Origin of the sequence: Pseudomonas sp. D3-27, assembly GCF_051132165.1 — a bacterium.
Taxonomy (GTDB): Bacteria; Pseudomonadota; Gammaproteobacteria; order Pseudomonadales; family Pseudomonadaceae; genus Aquipseudomonas.
Genome location: NZ_CP071667.1, coordinates 439151 through 453462, shown reverse-complemented (window position 1 = coordinate 453462; position 14312 = coordinate 439151). Strand labels below are relative to the sequence as shown.

The 14312-nt window shown below is 62.8% G+C and carries 11 protein-coding genes; 5 read left to right on the top strand and 6 right to left on the bottom strand.

The window, feature by feature from the left end:
• Positions 1–152: 152 nt before the first annotated feature.
• From J3P92_RS02100 to pilG, 6 genes are all read right to left on the bottom strand, one after another.
• The gene (locus tag J3P92_RS02100; protein ID WP_434561819.1) at positions 153–614 is read right to left on the bottom strand and encodes a chemotaxis protein CheW; all 462 of its coding nucleotides are present in this window, start codon (positions 612–614) and stop codon (positions 153–155) included.
• Positions 607–6534, bottom strand: coding sequence for an Hpt domain-containing protein (locus J3P92_RS02095; protein ID WP_434649771.1), 5928 nt, complete (start codon positions 6532–6534; stop codon positions 607–609). The genes J3P92_RS02100 and J3P92_RS02095 overlap by 8 nt, the downstream gene beginning before the upstream one ends.
• Before the next feature lie 201 nt (positions 6535–6735).
• Positions 6736–8796, bottom strand: coding sequence for a methyl-accepting chemotaxis protein (locus J3P92_RS02090; RefSeq protein WP_434561815.1), 2061 nt, complete (start codon positions 8794–8796; stop codon positions 6736–6738).
• Positions 8797–8949: 153 nt separating this feature from the next.
• The gene (locus J3P92_RS02085; RefSeq protein ID WP_420765020.1) at positions 8950–9489 is read right to left on the bottom strand and encodes a chemotaxis protein CheW; all 540 of its coding nucleotides are present in this window, start codon (positions 9487–9489) and stop codon (positions 8950–8952) included.
• 10 nt (positions 9490–9499) lie between these two features.
• Entirely contained in the window at positions 9500–9865 is a 366-nt protein-coding gene (gene pilH, locus J3P92_RS02080; protein WP_420765021.1) for a twitching motility response regulator PilH, read from the bottom strand.
• A gap of 45 nt (positions 9866–9910) precedes the next feature.
• Positions 9911–10339 carry a twitching motility response regulator PilG gene (gene pilG / locus J3P92_RS02075; protein ID WP_434561813.1) on the bottom strand — a complete coding sequence of 143 codons (429 nt, stop codon included), beginning with the start codon at positions 10337–10339 and terminating at the stop codon, positions 9911–9913.
• A gap of 222 nt (positions 10340–10561) precedes the next feature.
• Here pilG and gshB point away from each other — a divergent pair, with 222 nt between their 5' ends.
• From gshB to pyrR, 5 genes are all read left to right on the top strand, one after another.
• On the top strand, positions 10562–11533 hold the full coding sequence (gene gshB, locus J3P92_RS02070) for a glutathione synthase (RefSeq protein ID WP_420765023.1): 972 nt from the start codon (positions 10562–10564) through the stop codon (positions 11531–11533).
• Positions 11534–11629: 96 nt separating this feature from the next.
• On the top strand, positions 11630–12526 hold the full coding sequence (locus J3P92_RS02065) for a TonB family protein (protein ID WP_434649769.1): 897 nt from the start codon (positions 11630–11632) through the stop codon (positions 12524–12526).
• A gap of 180 nt (positions 12527–12706) precedes the next feature.
• Entirely contained in the window at positions 12707–13276 is a 570-nt protein-coding gene (locus J3P92_RS02060) for a YqgE/AlgH family protein (RefSeq protein ID WP_186612059.1), read from the top strand.
• Positions 13276–13713, top strand: coding sequence for a Holliday junction resolvase RuvX (gene ruvX / locus J3P92_RS02055; protein ID WP_434649767.1), 438 nt, complete (start codon positions 13276–13278; stop codon positions 13711–13713). The genes J3P92_RS02060 and ruvX overlap by 1 nt, the downstream gene beginning before the upstream one ends.
• Positions 13714–13795: 82 nt before the next feature.
• Positions 13796–14302 (top strand): bifunctional pyr operon transcriptional regulator/uracil phosphoribosyltransferase PyrR, encoded by a 507-nt coding sequence (gene pyrR / locus J3P92_RS02050; protein ID WP_420765026.1) that lies wholly within the window; start codon positions 13796–13798, stop codon positions 14300–14302.
• Positions 14303–14312 lie beyond the last annotated feature (10 nt).

Here is a 14312-nt window from a genome sequence, read left to right as displayed (position 1 = left end):
CGGGTTCGCTTTCGTGGGGCTTACCTTAGGAGTGTTGTGGCGAGGGCATCAATCAAGCTCGATGGTGGATCGTTACGGTGGGAGTAATGGTTGGGTGCGGCGCGATGGACAGCGCTTTTCGTGGCGAGAAAGCTTGCTCCCCGCCACGCATATCAGCTCTGGGACAGCCCCGCGGCAAGGACCAGCTCCTCCAACGCCAACAGATCCGGTACTTTCGCCACATGTTCCCCGACCTGCACGGCGGCCTGCTCCAGCCCGCACAGCGGCACGTCAACGTAGCTCAACTGGCTGTCGAGCTTGTAGGAGCGCGGGATGCCTTGGACCAGCAGGGCAATGAAGCGCAACTCCGGGCGGCCGCCCAGGGCGTTGAGCACGACGATGCGCGCGCGCTCGCCGATCATGGTTTTCTGGCCACAGGCCGACTCGAAACTCAGCAGTGGGATCTGGCGTTCGCGCCAGCTCACCCAGCCCAGAAACCAGGGCGGTGTGTCCATGTCGAACGCGCTGCTTTGGTAGTCGATCAGCTCCGCCACCGCGACATTGGGCAATACCAGATGCCGGTCGGCCAAGGGCAGCAATAACCCGGTGAGATGACTGGCGCGAAATTCATCCATGGTTTTTGCTCCAGTAGGCGATGCTGTCGAGCAGCACCGATTCCTGGTACGGCTTGCCCAGGTAATCGTTGACACCGATGGTCATGGCGCGGTCGCGATGCTTCTGGCCGGTGCGGGAGGTGATCATGATGATCGGCAAGTGCGCCAGGCTTGGGTCGTTGCGCACTTGGGTGGCGACTTCGAAGCCATCCATGCGCGGCATTTCGATGTCCAACAGCATCAGGTCAGGCGTGTGTTCGCTCAACAGGGCCATGGCGTCAACTCCGTCCTTGGCCGTGAGGACATGCATGCCATGGCGCTCCAGCAAGCGGCTGGTAACCTTGCGCACCGTCACCGAGTCGTCCACCACCAAAATCAGCAGCGGTCGCTGGGGTTCGCTCTCGCTTTGGGTAGACAACTGGCGGCGCGGCACCTGGTGCGGCAAGGCGCGGATCGGCGCCAGCAGGTCGAGGATCAGCACCACCCGGCCGTCTCCCAGGATTGTCGCCCCGGACAAACCCCGTACCGCTGAGAACTGCGAGCCGAGACTCTTGACCACGATCTCCCGGGTCCCAGCGGTGGCGTCCACCTGCACCGCGACGTGCCGTTCGTTGCACTGCACCAGCAGCACCGGCAAGGGCTGGCTTTGCCCCAGTAATTTCGGGCGGGCCGCGGTTTTCAGCAGCTCCCCCAAATAACACAGCTCGTAGCGCTGCCCGGCGTAGGTGTAGGTGGGCGGATCGAGCTGGTAATAGCCGTCCAGTTCAGCGGGCAATACCTGGACGATGCTGTCGATGGTGTTCAACGGAATTGCGTACTGGTCTTCATGGCACTGCACCATCAACGCCCGGTTCACCGACACCGTGAACGGCAGGCGAATGCGAAAGTGCACACCCTGCCCCGGCGTCGAGTCGATGGACATGGTGCCGCCCAACTGCCGCACCTCTTCGTGGACCACGTCCATGCCGACGCCACGCCCGGAAATCTGGGTAATTTTTTCCGCCGTGGAAAAGCCTGGCTGGAGAATGAACTGCAGCACATCACGGTCACTGATGTCGCTGTCGGGCGCCAGCAAGCCACGCTTGATCGCCTTGCGCCGCACCGCGTCCAGTGGCACTCCCGCACCGTCGTCGCGAATGTCGAAGATGATGTCGCCCCCCTCCCGGGACAAGTCGAGGCTGATGCGCCCCTTGGCCGGCTTTCCGGCGGCGATACGCACATCGGCGGGTTCAAGGCCATGGTCGACGGCGTTGCGCAACATATGCTCCAAAGGCGCCGCCATGCGTTCGAGCACGTTGCGGTCCATCTCGCCCTCGGCATTGTCGACCACGAACTCGACGTCCTTGCCCAGTTCTTGGGCGACTTGCCGGACGATGCGCTTGAGTCTCCGCACCATGCGCTCGAACGGCACCATGCGCGTACGCATCAGGCCTTCCTGGAGCTCGGTATTGATGCGCCCTTGCTGTTGCAGCAGGTTTTCCGCGTCGTGATTGCTGCGGTCAAGGGTTTCCTTGAGATCGAGCAAGTCCGAAGCGGACTCGAACAGCGCCCGGGACAATTGCTGCAACTGGGAATGGCGGTCCATCTCCAAGGGGTCGAATTCTTCGTAGCCCAACCGCTCGGCTTCCGCTTGCTGGCGGCTGAGAATGCGCCCCTGGGTTTCGGTATCCAGGCGACGCAACTGATCGCGCATGCGCTCGATGGTGGTTTCCATCTCGCCCAGGGCAATACGCGCGTCGTTGACTTGTTGCTCGATACGGCCACGGAAGATCGATGTTTCGCCAGCGAGGTTGACCAAGTCGTCGAGCAATTCGGCGGAGACCTTCACTGTGTCCACGCCGTCGCCCGACATTGCGGGCTCGGGTCGCGACGGCAGCGTTGCTGGCGCCTGGATCGAGGCAGGCTCCGGTGTTGCAACAGGTTCGGGCGCCTCGTTCTCCTGCGGATGGCCCACCGCGTGGATCCGCGCGATCAACCGATCGCCTGGCGGACACGGCTGCCCTGCGCGGACCGCGTCGAGCATCTGCGCCAGTCGGTCATGACTGCTTTGCAGCAGGACAAATAGCTCGGGGCCCGGTTGCAGCAGACCCGCCGACAGGCCTTCGTAAAGGTTTTCCAGTTCATGGGCGAGATCGCCGATGGGGGCGATTTCCACCATCCGTGCGCCGCCCTTGAGGGTATGCAAGTCCCTCAGCAAGGTTTCCACGGCCTGGCGGTTGCCCGGGTCTTCCTGCCAGCGCAGCAAAGCAGCGCCGGAACTGTCGAGGATGTCGAAACCCTCCTCGAGAAAGATTTCCAGCAGCTCCGGGTCATGCCCCGTGGCATCGCTCGGACTCGCCCCCGGTGTCTCGATGGCGTTCGGCCGGTCCTGGCGGAACCGGTGGATAGCGTCGATCAGCGCAACGGGATCGCCCAGTGGCTGGCCTTGCTGCAACTGCCCGAGCAAAAGATCGAGGCGCGCGTGGCTGCTGTCGAGCAGTTGCGCCAGTTCCTCGCTGTAGCTGTAGCGGCGATCCACCAGTCCCTCATAGAGGCTTTCGAGCTCCTGGGCGAGGTCACTGACCGGCCGGATATTCGCCATGCGCGCGCCGCCCTTGAGCGTATGCAGATCGCGCTGCAGCGACGACAGCGGCGCGCCGTTGTCCGGATCGGCGAGCCAGCGCTGCAAGGCCTGGGCGGCGCTTTCCAGGATGTCCTGCGCCTCTTCGAGGAAGATCGAGGCGATGTCGTCGTCGACCGAGGTCTCGGTGGTCGCGCCCTGCTCCATTTCGGCGGTCGCCTGTCCCAGCTCGCGGATGCTAAGGGTGCGACTGCCGTCGCTGCGAATCAGCCCCGTGGCGGCTGGGTCGAGACTCTCTTCGAGCAGTTTGCGCAGGGCTTGCACCCGCTCGGACCGCGAATGCACATGCTGGCCGGCCGCCAACTCGTCGAGCATGTCGATCAACGCTTCGTGGGCGCGTTGCGCTTCCTGGAAAAAGGCGTCGCTGACTGCGAGGCTGCTTTCCTCCACCGCGCCGTAGAGGTCGAGCAACGCTTCGCAGAGCTCGTCCACCGGGTGCAGGTCGGCCAGGTGCGCGCCTTCGCCCAGGGTGGTCAGCTCATCGAGCAAGGCACTCAATTCCTGGCTTTCAGCGGGATGCTGCTGCCAACGCTGCAACAGGTTCTCTGCGTCCAGCAGGATATCCATGCCTTGGGCGAGGAAGTTATTGATCAACTGCGGATCACGCTTGGTCCGCGCGCCTTGATCCGCCGCGCCCACCGCCGCCTGCAAGCGCTCGGCCAGCAGCGCCCGGGCCCGCTGGATCAAGTCGGCGGCACCGGCTATCGAAGCCAACGGTTCGCTGTGCAACTGGCGCAGGCCGCGTCGCAACAGCCCCTCGCCCTCAAGCAGCAGTTCAATCTCATCCAGGTCCAGCGCCAGCGAATGCGCCTTGTATTCCCGGGCCAGCTCGTCCAGCGCCCCGGCAAGCTCGGCAATGGGCAGCACACCGGCCATCGATGCGCTGCCCTTGAGGGTGTGCAACGCCCGTTGCAGTTCGTCGCTGGCCTGCAACGGCAGTTGTTCGGCGGCTTGATCAAGGAAGCGATCGAGCGTGGCGAGGTGCCCTTGGGCTTCGTTGTCGAAAATGTTCAGGAGCAGCGGATCGAGAGCCGTCACGTCTCGCTCGTCGTCATCGTCTTCATCGCTGCCCTTGGCAAGGGCATGGGCGCGAGCCGCCAGACGATCGACGTCGTCACGCTGGGATTGGCGGTGCGCGGCGAATTCGGCGACCAGGGCCGGCAGCAGTTGCACCGTTTCTTCAATCAACTGCCGGACCGAAGCGCCCGGCTCCACGCTGCGTTCCAGCACCCGGTTGAGCAGGTTTTCCACGGCCCAGGCCAACTCACCGAGGATCAGCGCCCGAACCATCCGGCCGCTGCCCTTGAGGGTGTGGAAGGCTCGGCGCAGTTCTGTGAGGGCGCCGTGATCGTCCGGATGGGCAGCCCAGCGCGGCAGGTACTCATTCAAGACATCGAGCACTTCGGCGGTTTCCTCGAGGAACACCTCGCGCAGCTCATCGTCTATCGGGCTTTCGTCCGCCGGGGGCGGCAGCAGGCTGGCCGGCATGTTTCTCGCCGGCGGGTTGACCGCCGAGACCGGGCTGGCCAGGACTTCGGCCAAGGATTGCACGGTCTGCGGGTCGTCCAGCTCTTGCAGATCCTGCATGACCTGGGCTTCGTTGGGGCTGAGCACGTCATCGAGTAACGGCACGCGGGCTTCGTCGGGGAAATACCCGAGGGCGCCCAGGCTGCGCTCGACCCCATCAAGCAGGTTCTCGGCAGGCTTGTGGGGGTCTTCGCTCAAGCGCTCCAGGTAATATTCCAGGCCGGTGATCACGTCGGCCAGGTGATCCAGCTCTTCCCAGCCCGGTCGGGCATGCTCGAGCAACAGGTGCTCGTGGATGAAACCGTGGCAAGCCTCTACGAGGCTGGCAGCACGGGTCAACGGGATCATCGCCAGCGCACCGCGCACCTGGGTCAGCAGCGCCGGCAATGGCTGGAGCTGCTCGCTGTTCCAGTCCGCGTCGATGTAGTCGACGATCAGGTCCTTGGCCTGCTGCAGGCAAGTGTGGGCTTCCTTGATGACGATCTGGTGGATCTGGGTCAGGTCGGTGGTCGGCAGACGGTTGTCTTCGCGGCTCTCCGGCTCGACAGTGCCGACCATGCCGGCCAGGGTCGCCTCGACATAGAGCAGGGCTCCGGCGACGTCCATCAGGGTCGCGTCATCCGGCTCGCGCTGGCCCTGGGCCAGGCTCAGGACCACCGCCAACTGGTCGATGATCACTTTTCGGGGCTGGCCGAAACCCAGCACCGCCAGGGTGTCGGCGATCTGGCGCAGGGGCGCCAGCAAACTGTCCAGCTCCGTGACGTGCTGCCGATCGCTGCGCACGAACAGGTCCAGGCGTTCCTTGACCCGGACCAGTTCCTCGCAGAGCGCCGCCAGCACCGAGCGCATGGCATCGCGGTCGGGCCCGGCCAGGCGGGCCCGTTCCTCATCGACCATGGCGCTGTCGGGCAGCGCGTCGTCCAGTGAGTAGCGTTCTTTCATGATCTGCATCTGCCCGCTGGGATGTTCGGCCTTGGCAATATAGAACAACAGGCTCTTGACCAGGTGTGACGGGGCCGGTTGATTGACGCCTGGCATGCCCTGCACCAGCAGGCGCTTGAGCTCCTTGTCGGCATCCTTGAACAGGCTGCGCAACGCCGGGCTGTTGGCGATGCGCCCCTCGCGCATGCCCTCGACCAATGCCGAAGCGACCTGCCACAACGCATTGAGTGGCGCCCCGGCGCACAGCGTTTCCAAACGGTGGAAGACTTTGGCCAGGTAGCCGAGGTGAGTGACGTCGTCTTGTTCGCGCAACAACCCCACCAACGCGACCTGCAAGGTTTGGCGCAGCTTGCGCAGGGTGCCTGGCAGGTCGGCGGGTTCGAGCCGTTTCAAGGCGTCATCCCTGAGAGGCGCGACATCAGGCAACTGCGGGCTGAACAGACTGGTCTCCGACAACAGGCTTTCGCCCCTGGCGCTGCGCAAGTCGTTGATCAACGGCAGCACCACCAGCGGCAGGTCGCGACGGGCGCCTTGCACACGTTCAAGATAGGCCGGCAATTGGCCCAGGGCCTGGCGCAACAGGCTGACGGCCTCGTCGCGGTGGGCAATACGATTGTCCTGCAGCGCGATGCACAGTTGCTCCATTTCTTCGGCGAGTAACGCCGCGCCATAAAACTCGACCATCTGCAGGCCACCGTGGACCTGATGGATACAGGCCAGGCATAGGGCAAGTGCATCCGGCGCCTGCGGGTCGTCCTCCGGACGATTGAGTGCCAGATGAGCCTGCCTCAGCGTTTCGGCAATCTCGCCCTTGACCCACTCCAGGGCCACGTAGTCGTGCCGATCACCCATATCCACTCCAAATCAACAGTCATATGCAGCAGAGCACCTCAGCCCTTATTGCGAGGGAACTTGCTCCCGCTGGGCCGGTTCGACGCCTCGGGCGCAGCGGCCAAGGATTTTATGAGCGCTGCGCGCTCAAGTGGGAGCAAGTTCCCTCGCCACAAAAACTTCCTCGCCAGATGCGTTTTTTCAATGTGCAGCGCTGGTCAGTCACTGCTTGTCCTCATCGCCAGCCGGTGCCGGCGGCAAGGTGAAACCCGACACCGAGCGGCGCAGTTGGCTGGCCATCTTCGCCAGGTTGCCGATGCTCTCGGCGGTGGCGGTGGAGCCGGACGAGGTCTGCGAGGTGATCTGCTGAATCACGTTCATGGTCAAGGAAATCTGCCCTGCGGAGGTGGTCTGCTGCTGCGCCGCGTTGGAAATGCTCTGGATCAGCGCCGCCAGGGTCTTGGACACACCTTCGATTTCCTCCAGGGCGACGCCGGCGTCCTGGGCCAGTCGGGCACCGCGCACCACTTCGGTGGTGGTCTGTTCCATGGAAATCACCGCTTCATTGGTGTCGGCCTGGATCGCCCGCACCAGCGTCTCGATCTGCCGGGTCGCCGCCGAGGAACGCTCCGCCAACCGCTGCACTTCGTCGGCCACCACTGCGAAGCCGCGACCGGCATCACCGGCCATGGACGCCTGGATCGCCGCGTTGAGTGCCAGGATGTTGGTCTGGTCGGCGATGTCGTCGATCAGGCTGACAATGTCGCCAATTTCCTGGGACGACTCGCCCAACCGCTTGATGCGCTTGGCGGTGTCCTGGATCTGTTCGCGAATGTTGTCCATGCCATGGATGGTGTTGTGCACCACCTCGTTGCCCTTGTTGGCGATTTCCACGGAGCGCTCGGCCACCGCCGACGACTCGGCGGCATTGGCCGACACCTGATCGATGGATTGGGCCATTTCATTGATTGAAGTCGATGCTTCGGAAATTTGCTGGGCCTGGTGCTCGGATGCCTGGGCCAGGTGCATCGCTGTGGCCTGGGTTTCCTGCACGGCGGCAGCGACCTGGCCGGCGGTGAGGTTGATGGTCGCCACCAGATCACGCAACTGATCCACCGAGTAGTTGATCGAGTCGGCGATGGTCCCGGTGAAATCCTCGGTGACCGAGGCAGTGACGGTCAGGTCGCCGTCGGCCAGGTCCTCGATTTCGTCGAGCAATCGCATGATTGCATTCTGGTTGCGCTCGTTCTTTTCCGCCGTCTCTCTCAACTGGCGGTTGGTTTCGCGAACCATGACCAGGCCGATAAGGATAATCGACATCAGCGCCAGCAGGCCCAATACATAGCCGCCAATGGTGTTGACCGAACGCCCGCCCGCCAGGTTCTCAAACGCCGTGGCCAGGTGCGAGGCCTCATCGAGGAGGGTTTGCGACAGGCTGAAGATATTGCTCGCCGACTCGCGGACCTTGAACAGTTCCGGGGAGGTTTCGAGGATTTCATCCACCGAGCCCGAGACGAACTCGAACAGCTCGCTGATTTCCGACAGGCGCGCCCGGGCATCGCGATCCTGTACCTGGGGGATCTTCAAGGTCGGGTCCCCTTGCAGCATGCCGTTGAGCACCTGGCCGAAACGCGCGGCGTCGCGGCCAAAGGTATCGGCGGCCTGGCTGGCATTTTCATCGCCGGCCAATACGGTATTCACCGCGCCGAGGATTCGTTCGGCCAGCAGCGACTGGCGCTGGGCCATGGCCACCTGGGCGGCCGGCGCGCCACGTTGCAGGAGGATCTCGACGACTTTTTCATACTCGACCTGCAGTTGCGGAACGGTTTCGGCCAGGGTCGCCGCGACTTGATGCAGCGACAGGACGGTTTGCTCGCTGGAGAGGATGGCATCGGTATTCTTCAGCAGCCGCTCCCAGTCCAACTGCACGGCACGCATCTGCGGCCGCAGGGTGGCGGGCGCTGGCGGCAGGCCGGTCACCGGATCGCCCTGTTTCAGGTAGCCCCAGCGCTGAGCGAAGTCGTTGCGCGCATCGCTCAGCAGCTTGAACGCAGCCGCCTTGCCGGCCGCGGCCTCTGTGGCGTTCTTGGCGATGCGCTGGGACAACACCCGCAGCTCACCGGCATGGCCGATGTACTGTTTGTCATAGGTGGACTGGACGTTGAGGTACGCGAAATTGGCGAACAACAGCATGATGAAGACAATCAGCGCGACGAACAGCACGATGATCTGCGAACGACTGCGCGACGCTTCCAGTGGCTTGCCTGTTTTTGCTTTGATCATCGGTTCTCGCCTGTCCCCAAAACCCCAAACCACCGCCATTCAAATGTGGGAGCGAGCTTGCTCGCGATAGCGGCGGTACAGCTTGCATCAATGTTGACTGCACTGGCGCCATCGCGAGCAAGCTCGCTCCCACAGGGGCCGCGCTGCGGCCTGTTAAACCGCCACATCCATGAACCCCGGCGAACGCGCCAAGGCAAACGGGCTGAACACCTGCCATTGCCGCTCGCCGGCGAAACGGCCCTGGACGTACGCCGATTCCGGGCGATCCAAGGAGGCCGTGGGAATCGCTTCAAGGCTGTCCTTGGCAAAATGCTGCAAGCCGAGCACTTCGTCCACCAGCAAACCGGCGAAGACTTCGTCATGGTCCACCACCAATACCCGCCGCTGCTTGCGCACGCTGGACAGTTCATGGCCGAAAAAACCGCACAGGTCCATCAGTGGCAACAAGCGCCCCCGCAGGTTGGCGACTCCGCGAACCCATGGCTTGACCCCGGGCAACGAGGTGTGGCGCGGCTCATGCAGCACTTCACTCACTTCGCCCATGGGCGCCACGTACCAATGTTCGCCCAGGCGAAAACCGATGCCGCTCCAGCTGTCCCGGTGCATGGGCTGGGACGGGAGGTCCGCGCCCAGCAACCGGCAGCGTCGATCGATCTGAAGCAACAGTTCGAATGCGGTCAGGGAGTGGCTCATGCCCGCGTCGTCAGCCTTCCAGCACTTTGTTCAGGGTCGTGATCAGGGTGTCCTCGTCCACCGGCTTGGTCAGATAGTCCTTCGCACCCTGGCGCGTACCCCAGACCTTGTCGGTGTCCTGGTCCTTGGTCGTGATGATGATCACGGGGATGTGTCCGGTATCAGGGTCCTTGGTCAGCTGGCGCGTGGCCTGGAAACCGTTGAGGCCGGGCATGACGATATCCATCAATACCGCATCGGGTTTTTCCTGGCGGGCCAATGCCACGCCATCGGCGCCGTTTTCGGCCTTCAGGACCTCGTGGCCGTGCTTTTCCAGCATGCCAGTGAGCTTGTACATCTCAGTCGGCGAATCATCGACGATCAGAACGCGTGCCATGGTGTTCCCCATTCTTCTGGACCTCGGGCCCGAGGCCGAGCGTCATTAATGTGCCTGGTGCGACTGGACAGCGGCAAAGCCCGGGACATGGGCCTGTATCGCGCCCAGCAGTTCTTCCTTGCTGAAAGGCTTGGTCAGGAATTGATCGGAGCCGACGATGCGCCCCTTGGCCTTGTCGAACAGACCATCGCGGGACGACAGCATGATCACGGGCGTCGCCTTGAAGGCGCTGTTGTTCTTGATCAGGGCGCAGGTCTGGTAACCGTCCAGGCGCGGCATCATGATATCGACAAAGATAATGCCTGGATGATGATCGACGATCTTGGCCAGGGCATCGAAGCCGTCGACCGCCGTTATCACTTCGCAACCAACGTTGCGCAGCAGGGTTTCGGCGGTGCGGCGGATGGTCTTCGAGTCGTCGATGACCATCACCTTCAAAGCGCTGGGTTGCTGCTGCGTAAGATGCTCTGCCATTGCCACTGCGAACCGGTTTTTAACGCATAAGTGTGATCGACAGCGCAAACCCTTGATGTTCAAGGTCCGCACGTCACATGGCAGCCTTTTTAGCACAGTCTCCAGCAACGATCTATCCGCCGCTCGGTACGGTGGTTTTTCCTTGACCGCCAATCTTCGGGGCGCCACTCTGACGCCACTTTTTCAGCCATTTGTGCCCATCAAATTTCGAGGAACCAAGCCATGAGCGTACGCGTCGGCATTGTCATGGACCCAATCGCCAGCATTTCCTATAAGAAGGATAGCTCGCTGGCCATGCTGCTGGCCGCTCAAAAGCGCGGCTGGGAGTTGTTCTACATGGAACAGCGCGACCTCTACCAGGCCGAAGGCCAGGCCCGGGCACGGATGAAGCCGCTGAAAGTCTTCGCCAACCCCGAGAAATGGTTCGAACTGGGTGACGAGAACGACGCGCTGCTAAGCGACCTGGACGTGATCCTGATGCGCAAGGATCCGCCGTTCGACATGGAATTCGTGTATTCCACTTATCTGCTGGAACAAGCTGAAAGCGCCGGCGTGCTGGTGGTCAACAAGCCGCAGAGCCTGCGCGACTGCAACGAAAAGCTGTTCGCCACGCTATTCCCGCAATGCACGCCGCCCACCATCGTCAGCCGTCGCCCGGACGTGTTGCGCGAATTTGCCGATCATCATGGCGACGTCATCCTCAAGCCCCTGGACGGCATGGGCGGCTCTTCGATCTTCCGCCACACCGCAGGCCATCCGAACCTGTCGGTGATCCTGGAAACCCTGACCTTGCATGGCCAGCAACAGATCATGATCCAGGGCTACCTGCCGGCTATCGTCGACGGCGACAAGCGCATCCTGATGATCGACGGCGAACCCGTCGATTATTGCCTGGCGCGCATCCCGGCGGCCGGCGAAACCCGTGGCAACCTGGCGGCCGGTGGTCGTGGCGAAGCTCGTCCGCTGACCGACAAGGATCGCTGGATCGCCGCCCAGGTCGGCCCGACGCTGCGCGAGAAAGGCCTTCTGTTCGTCGGCCTGGACGTGATCGGCGAGCATCTGACGGAGATCAACGTCACCAGCCCGACCTGCATCCGCGAGATCGACAATGCCTTCGGCACGGACATCGGCGGCATGCTGATGGACGCCATCGAGAAGCAGCTGCAAGCGGCAAGCCACACGCGGCAAGCTTGATGCAGCTTGTCGCTTGCTGCTTGAGGCTTGAAGTTAAAAACCAACATTGCGTTATCATGCCCGGCCTGTGAAACCCGCGATGTTGGTTTTTTTGCCATGACACTCCCGTCCGATCTGCCCCAAGAGCTCGCCCATCGTGGCGTGCGCCCGGCTGATCGCCTTGGCTTCACCCTTTTCCTGGCGGCATTGATCCACCTGGCGGTGTTGTTGGGCGTCGGCTTTGCCACGGTCGAACCCAAGCAGATCAGCCAGACCCTGGAAATCACCCTGGCCACCTTCAAGAGCGAAACCAAGCCACAGAAGGCGGACTTCCTGGCCCAGGAAAACCAGCAGGGCAGTGGCACCCTGGAAACGAAAGCGACCCCCAAGACCACCGAGATCGCGCCGTTTCAAGACAATAAAGTGCAGAAGGTGACCCCGCCGCCCACGGCCAAGCCGGAAGTCCAGGAGACGGCGCCCAAGGCTGCCGTGACCACCGTGGCGCCGAAGCCGAAAAAAGCCCCGGTAAAGGAAGAGGTCAAGCCCGATCCGAAACCGAAGGCGCCAGAACCGACTTTCGACAGCTCGCAGTTGTCCAGCGATATCGCCAGCCTGGAAGCCGAACTGGCCCAGGAACAGCAGTTGTACGCCAAGCGCCCGCGCATCCATCGCCTGAGCGCAGCTTCGACCATGCGCGACAAGGGCGCCTGGTACAAGGACGAGTGGCGCAAGAAGGTCGAGCGCATCGGCAACCTGAACTACCCCGACGAAGCCCGGCGCAAGCAGATCTACGGCAACCTGAGATTGATGGTTTCGATCAACCGTGATGGCTCGCTGTACGAAGTGCTGGTGCTCGAATCCTCCGGCCAGCCGCTGCTGGACCAGGCGGCCCAGCGAATCGTGCGCCTGGCCGCGCCCTTCGCACCGTTTACTGGTGACCTGTCGGACATCGACCGCCTGGAAATCATCCGCACCTGGAAGTTCGCCCGGGGTGATCGGCTGTCCAGTAACTGATCTTCAGACAGTATCAATACCCTGTGGGAGCGAGCTTGCTCGCGATTGCCATCGATCATTCAGCATGAATGGCGACTGACACACCGCATCGCGAGCAAGCTCGCTCCCACAGGGGATTGGTGACAGCCCCAAGCATTTCCCAGCTTGTCAGTTCGCCCCCACGCCGCCACACTAGCGCCTATGAAAAACGTCAGCCCCACCTACCTCAAGCATCACTTCCTGATCGCCATGCCGCACATGGCCGATCCGAATTTTGCCCATACCTTGACCTACATCGTCGAGCACACGGCCAATGGGGCCATGGGACTGGTGGTCAATCGCCCACAGGAGCTGAACCTGGCGGATATCCTCGAGCAACTGCGCCCCGAGGTCGAGCCGCCATTGCTGTGCCAGCATGTGCCGATTTTCATCGGTGGCCCGGTGCAGACCGATCGCGGTTTCGTGCTCCACCCGTCGGGTCCCAAATTCCAGGCCACCGTCGATTTGAACGGTGTGTCGCTGTCCACATCCCAGGACGTGCTGTTTGCCATCGCCGACGGCGTCGGCCCGGAAAAGAGCCTGATCGCCCTTGGCTATGCCGGCTGGGAACCCGGGCAACTGGAAGCCGAACTGGCCGACAATGCCTGGCTGACCTGCCCGTTCGACGCCGACATCCTGTTCAACACCAGCAGCGAACTGCGCCTGGAAGCGGCCGCCAGCAGGCTGGGCGTCAACCTCAGCTTGCTCACCAGCCAGGCAGGACACGCCTGATGGCTCTCCGCCTGCTGCTGGGCTTCGACTACGGCACCAAACAGATCGGCGTTGCGGTCGGCCAGGTCGTCACCGGCCAGGCCCGCGAACTGTGCACCTTGAAAGCACAGAACGGCGTTCCGGACTGGAACCAGGTCGAAGCGCTGATCAAGGAATGGAAACCCGACGCCGTGGTGGTCGGCCTGCCGTTGAACATGGACGGCACGCCCAGCGACATGTGCGTGCGCGCGGAGAAGTTCGCTCGACGGCTCAACGGCCGCTTCAATCTGCCCTTCTATACCCATGACGAACGCCTGACCACGTTCGAGGCCAAGGGCGAACGCCTGGTCCGCGGTGGGCAGAAAGGCAGTTACCGCGACAACCCGGTGGACGCCATCGCCGCCGCCCTGCTGCTGCAAGGCTGGCTCGATGCCAACGCCGCCCTGTTCGAAACCTGATTTTTTGAAAGCGCCGCGAGGCGCTTTCTTTTAGCGATAAACCGAGTCACCAGCACCGACCCGGAAACCTGAAGGAGCCAGCATGAGCCTGCCCAATCCCGCCGAACTGATCAGCCAGATGGCGATCCGTCTCACGGCGCACCTGGAACAACGCGGCATTAGCGAACCGCGCTACATCGGCATTCGCACCGGCGGCGTCTGGGTTGCCCAGGCCTTGCTCGATGAACTGGGCAGCGATTCGCCGCTGGGTACCCTGGATGTGTCCTTCTACCGCGATGACTTCAGCCAGAACGGCCTGCATCCACAAGTACGTCCCTCGGCCCTGCCGTTCGAGATCGAAGGCCAGCACCTGGTGCTGATCGACGACGTGCTGATGAGCGGCCGGACCATCCGCGCCGCCATGAACGAACTGTTCGACTATGGCCGCCCGGCCAGCGTGACGCTGGTGTGCCTGCTGGACCTGGACGCCGCCGAGCTGCCGATCCGCCCGAACGTGGTCGGCGCGACGCTGACGCTGGCCACCCATGAGCGGGTCAAGCTCTCCGGGCCGTCGCCGCTGCAACTCGAACTGCAAGACCTTGCCCTTTAACTGCCCTTGT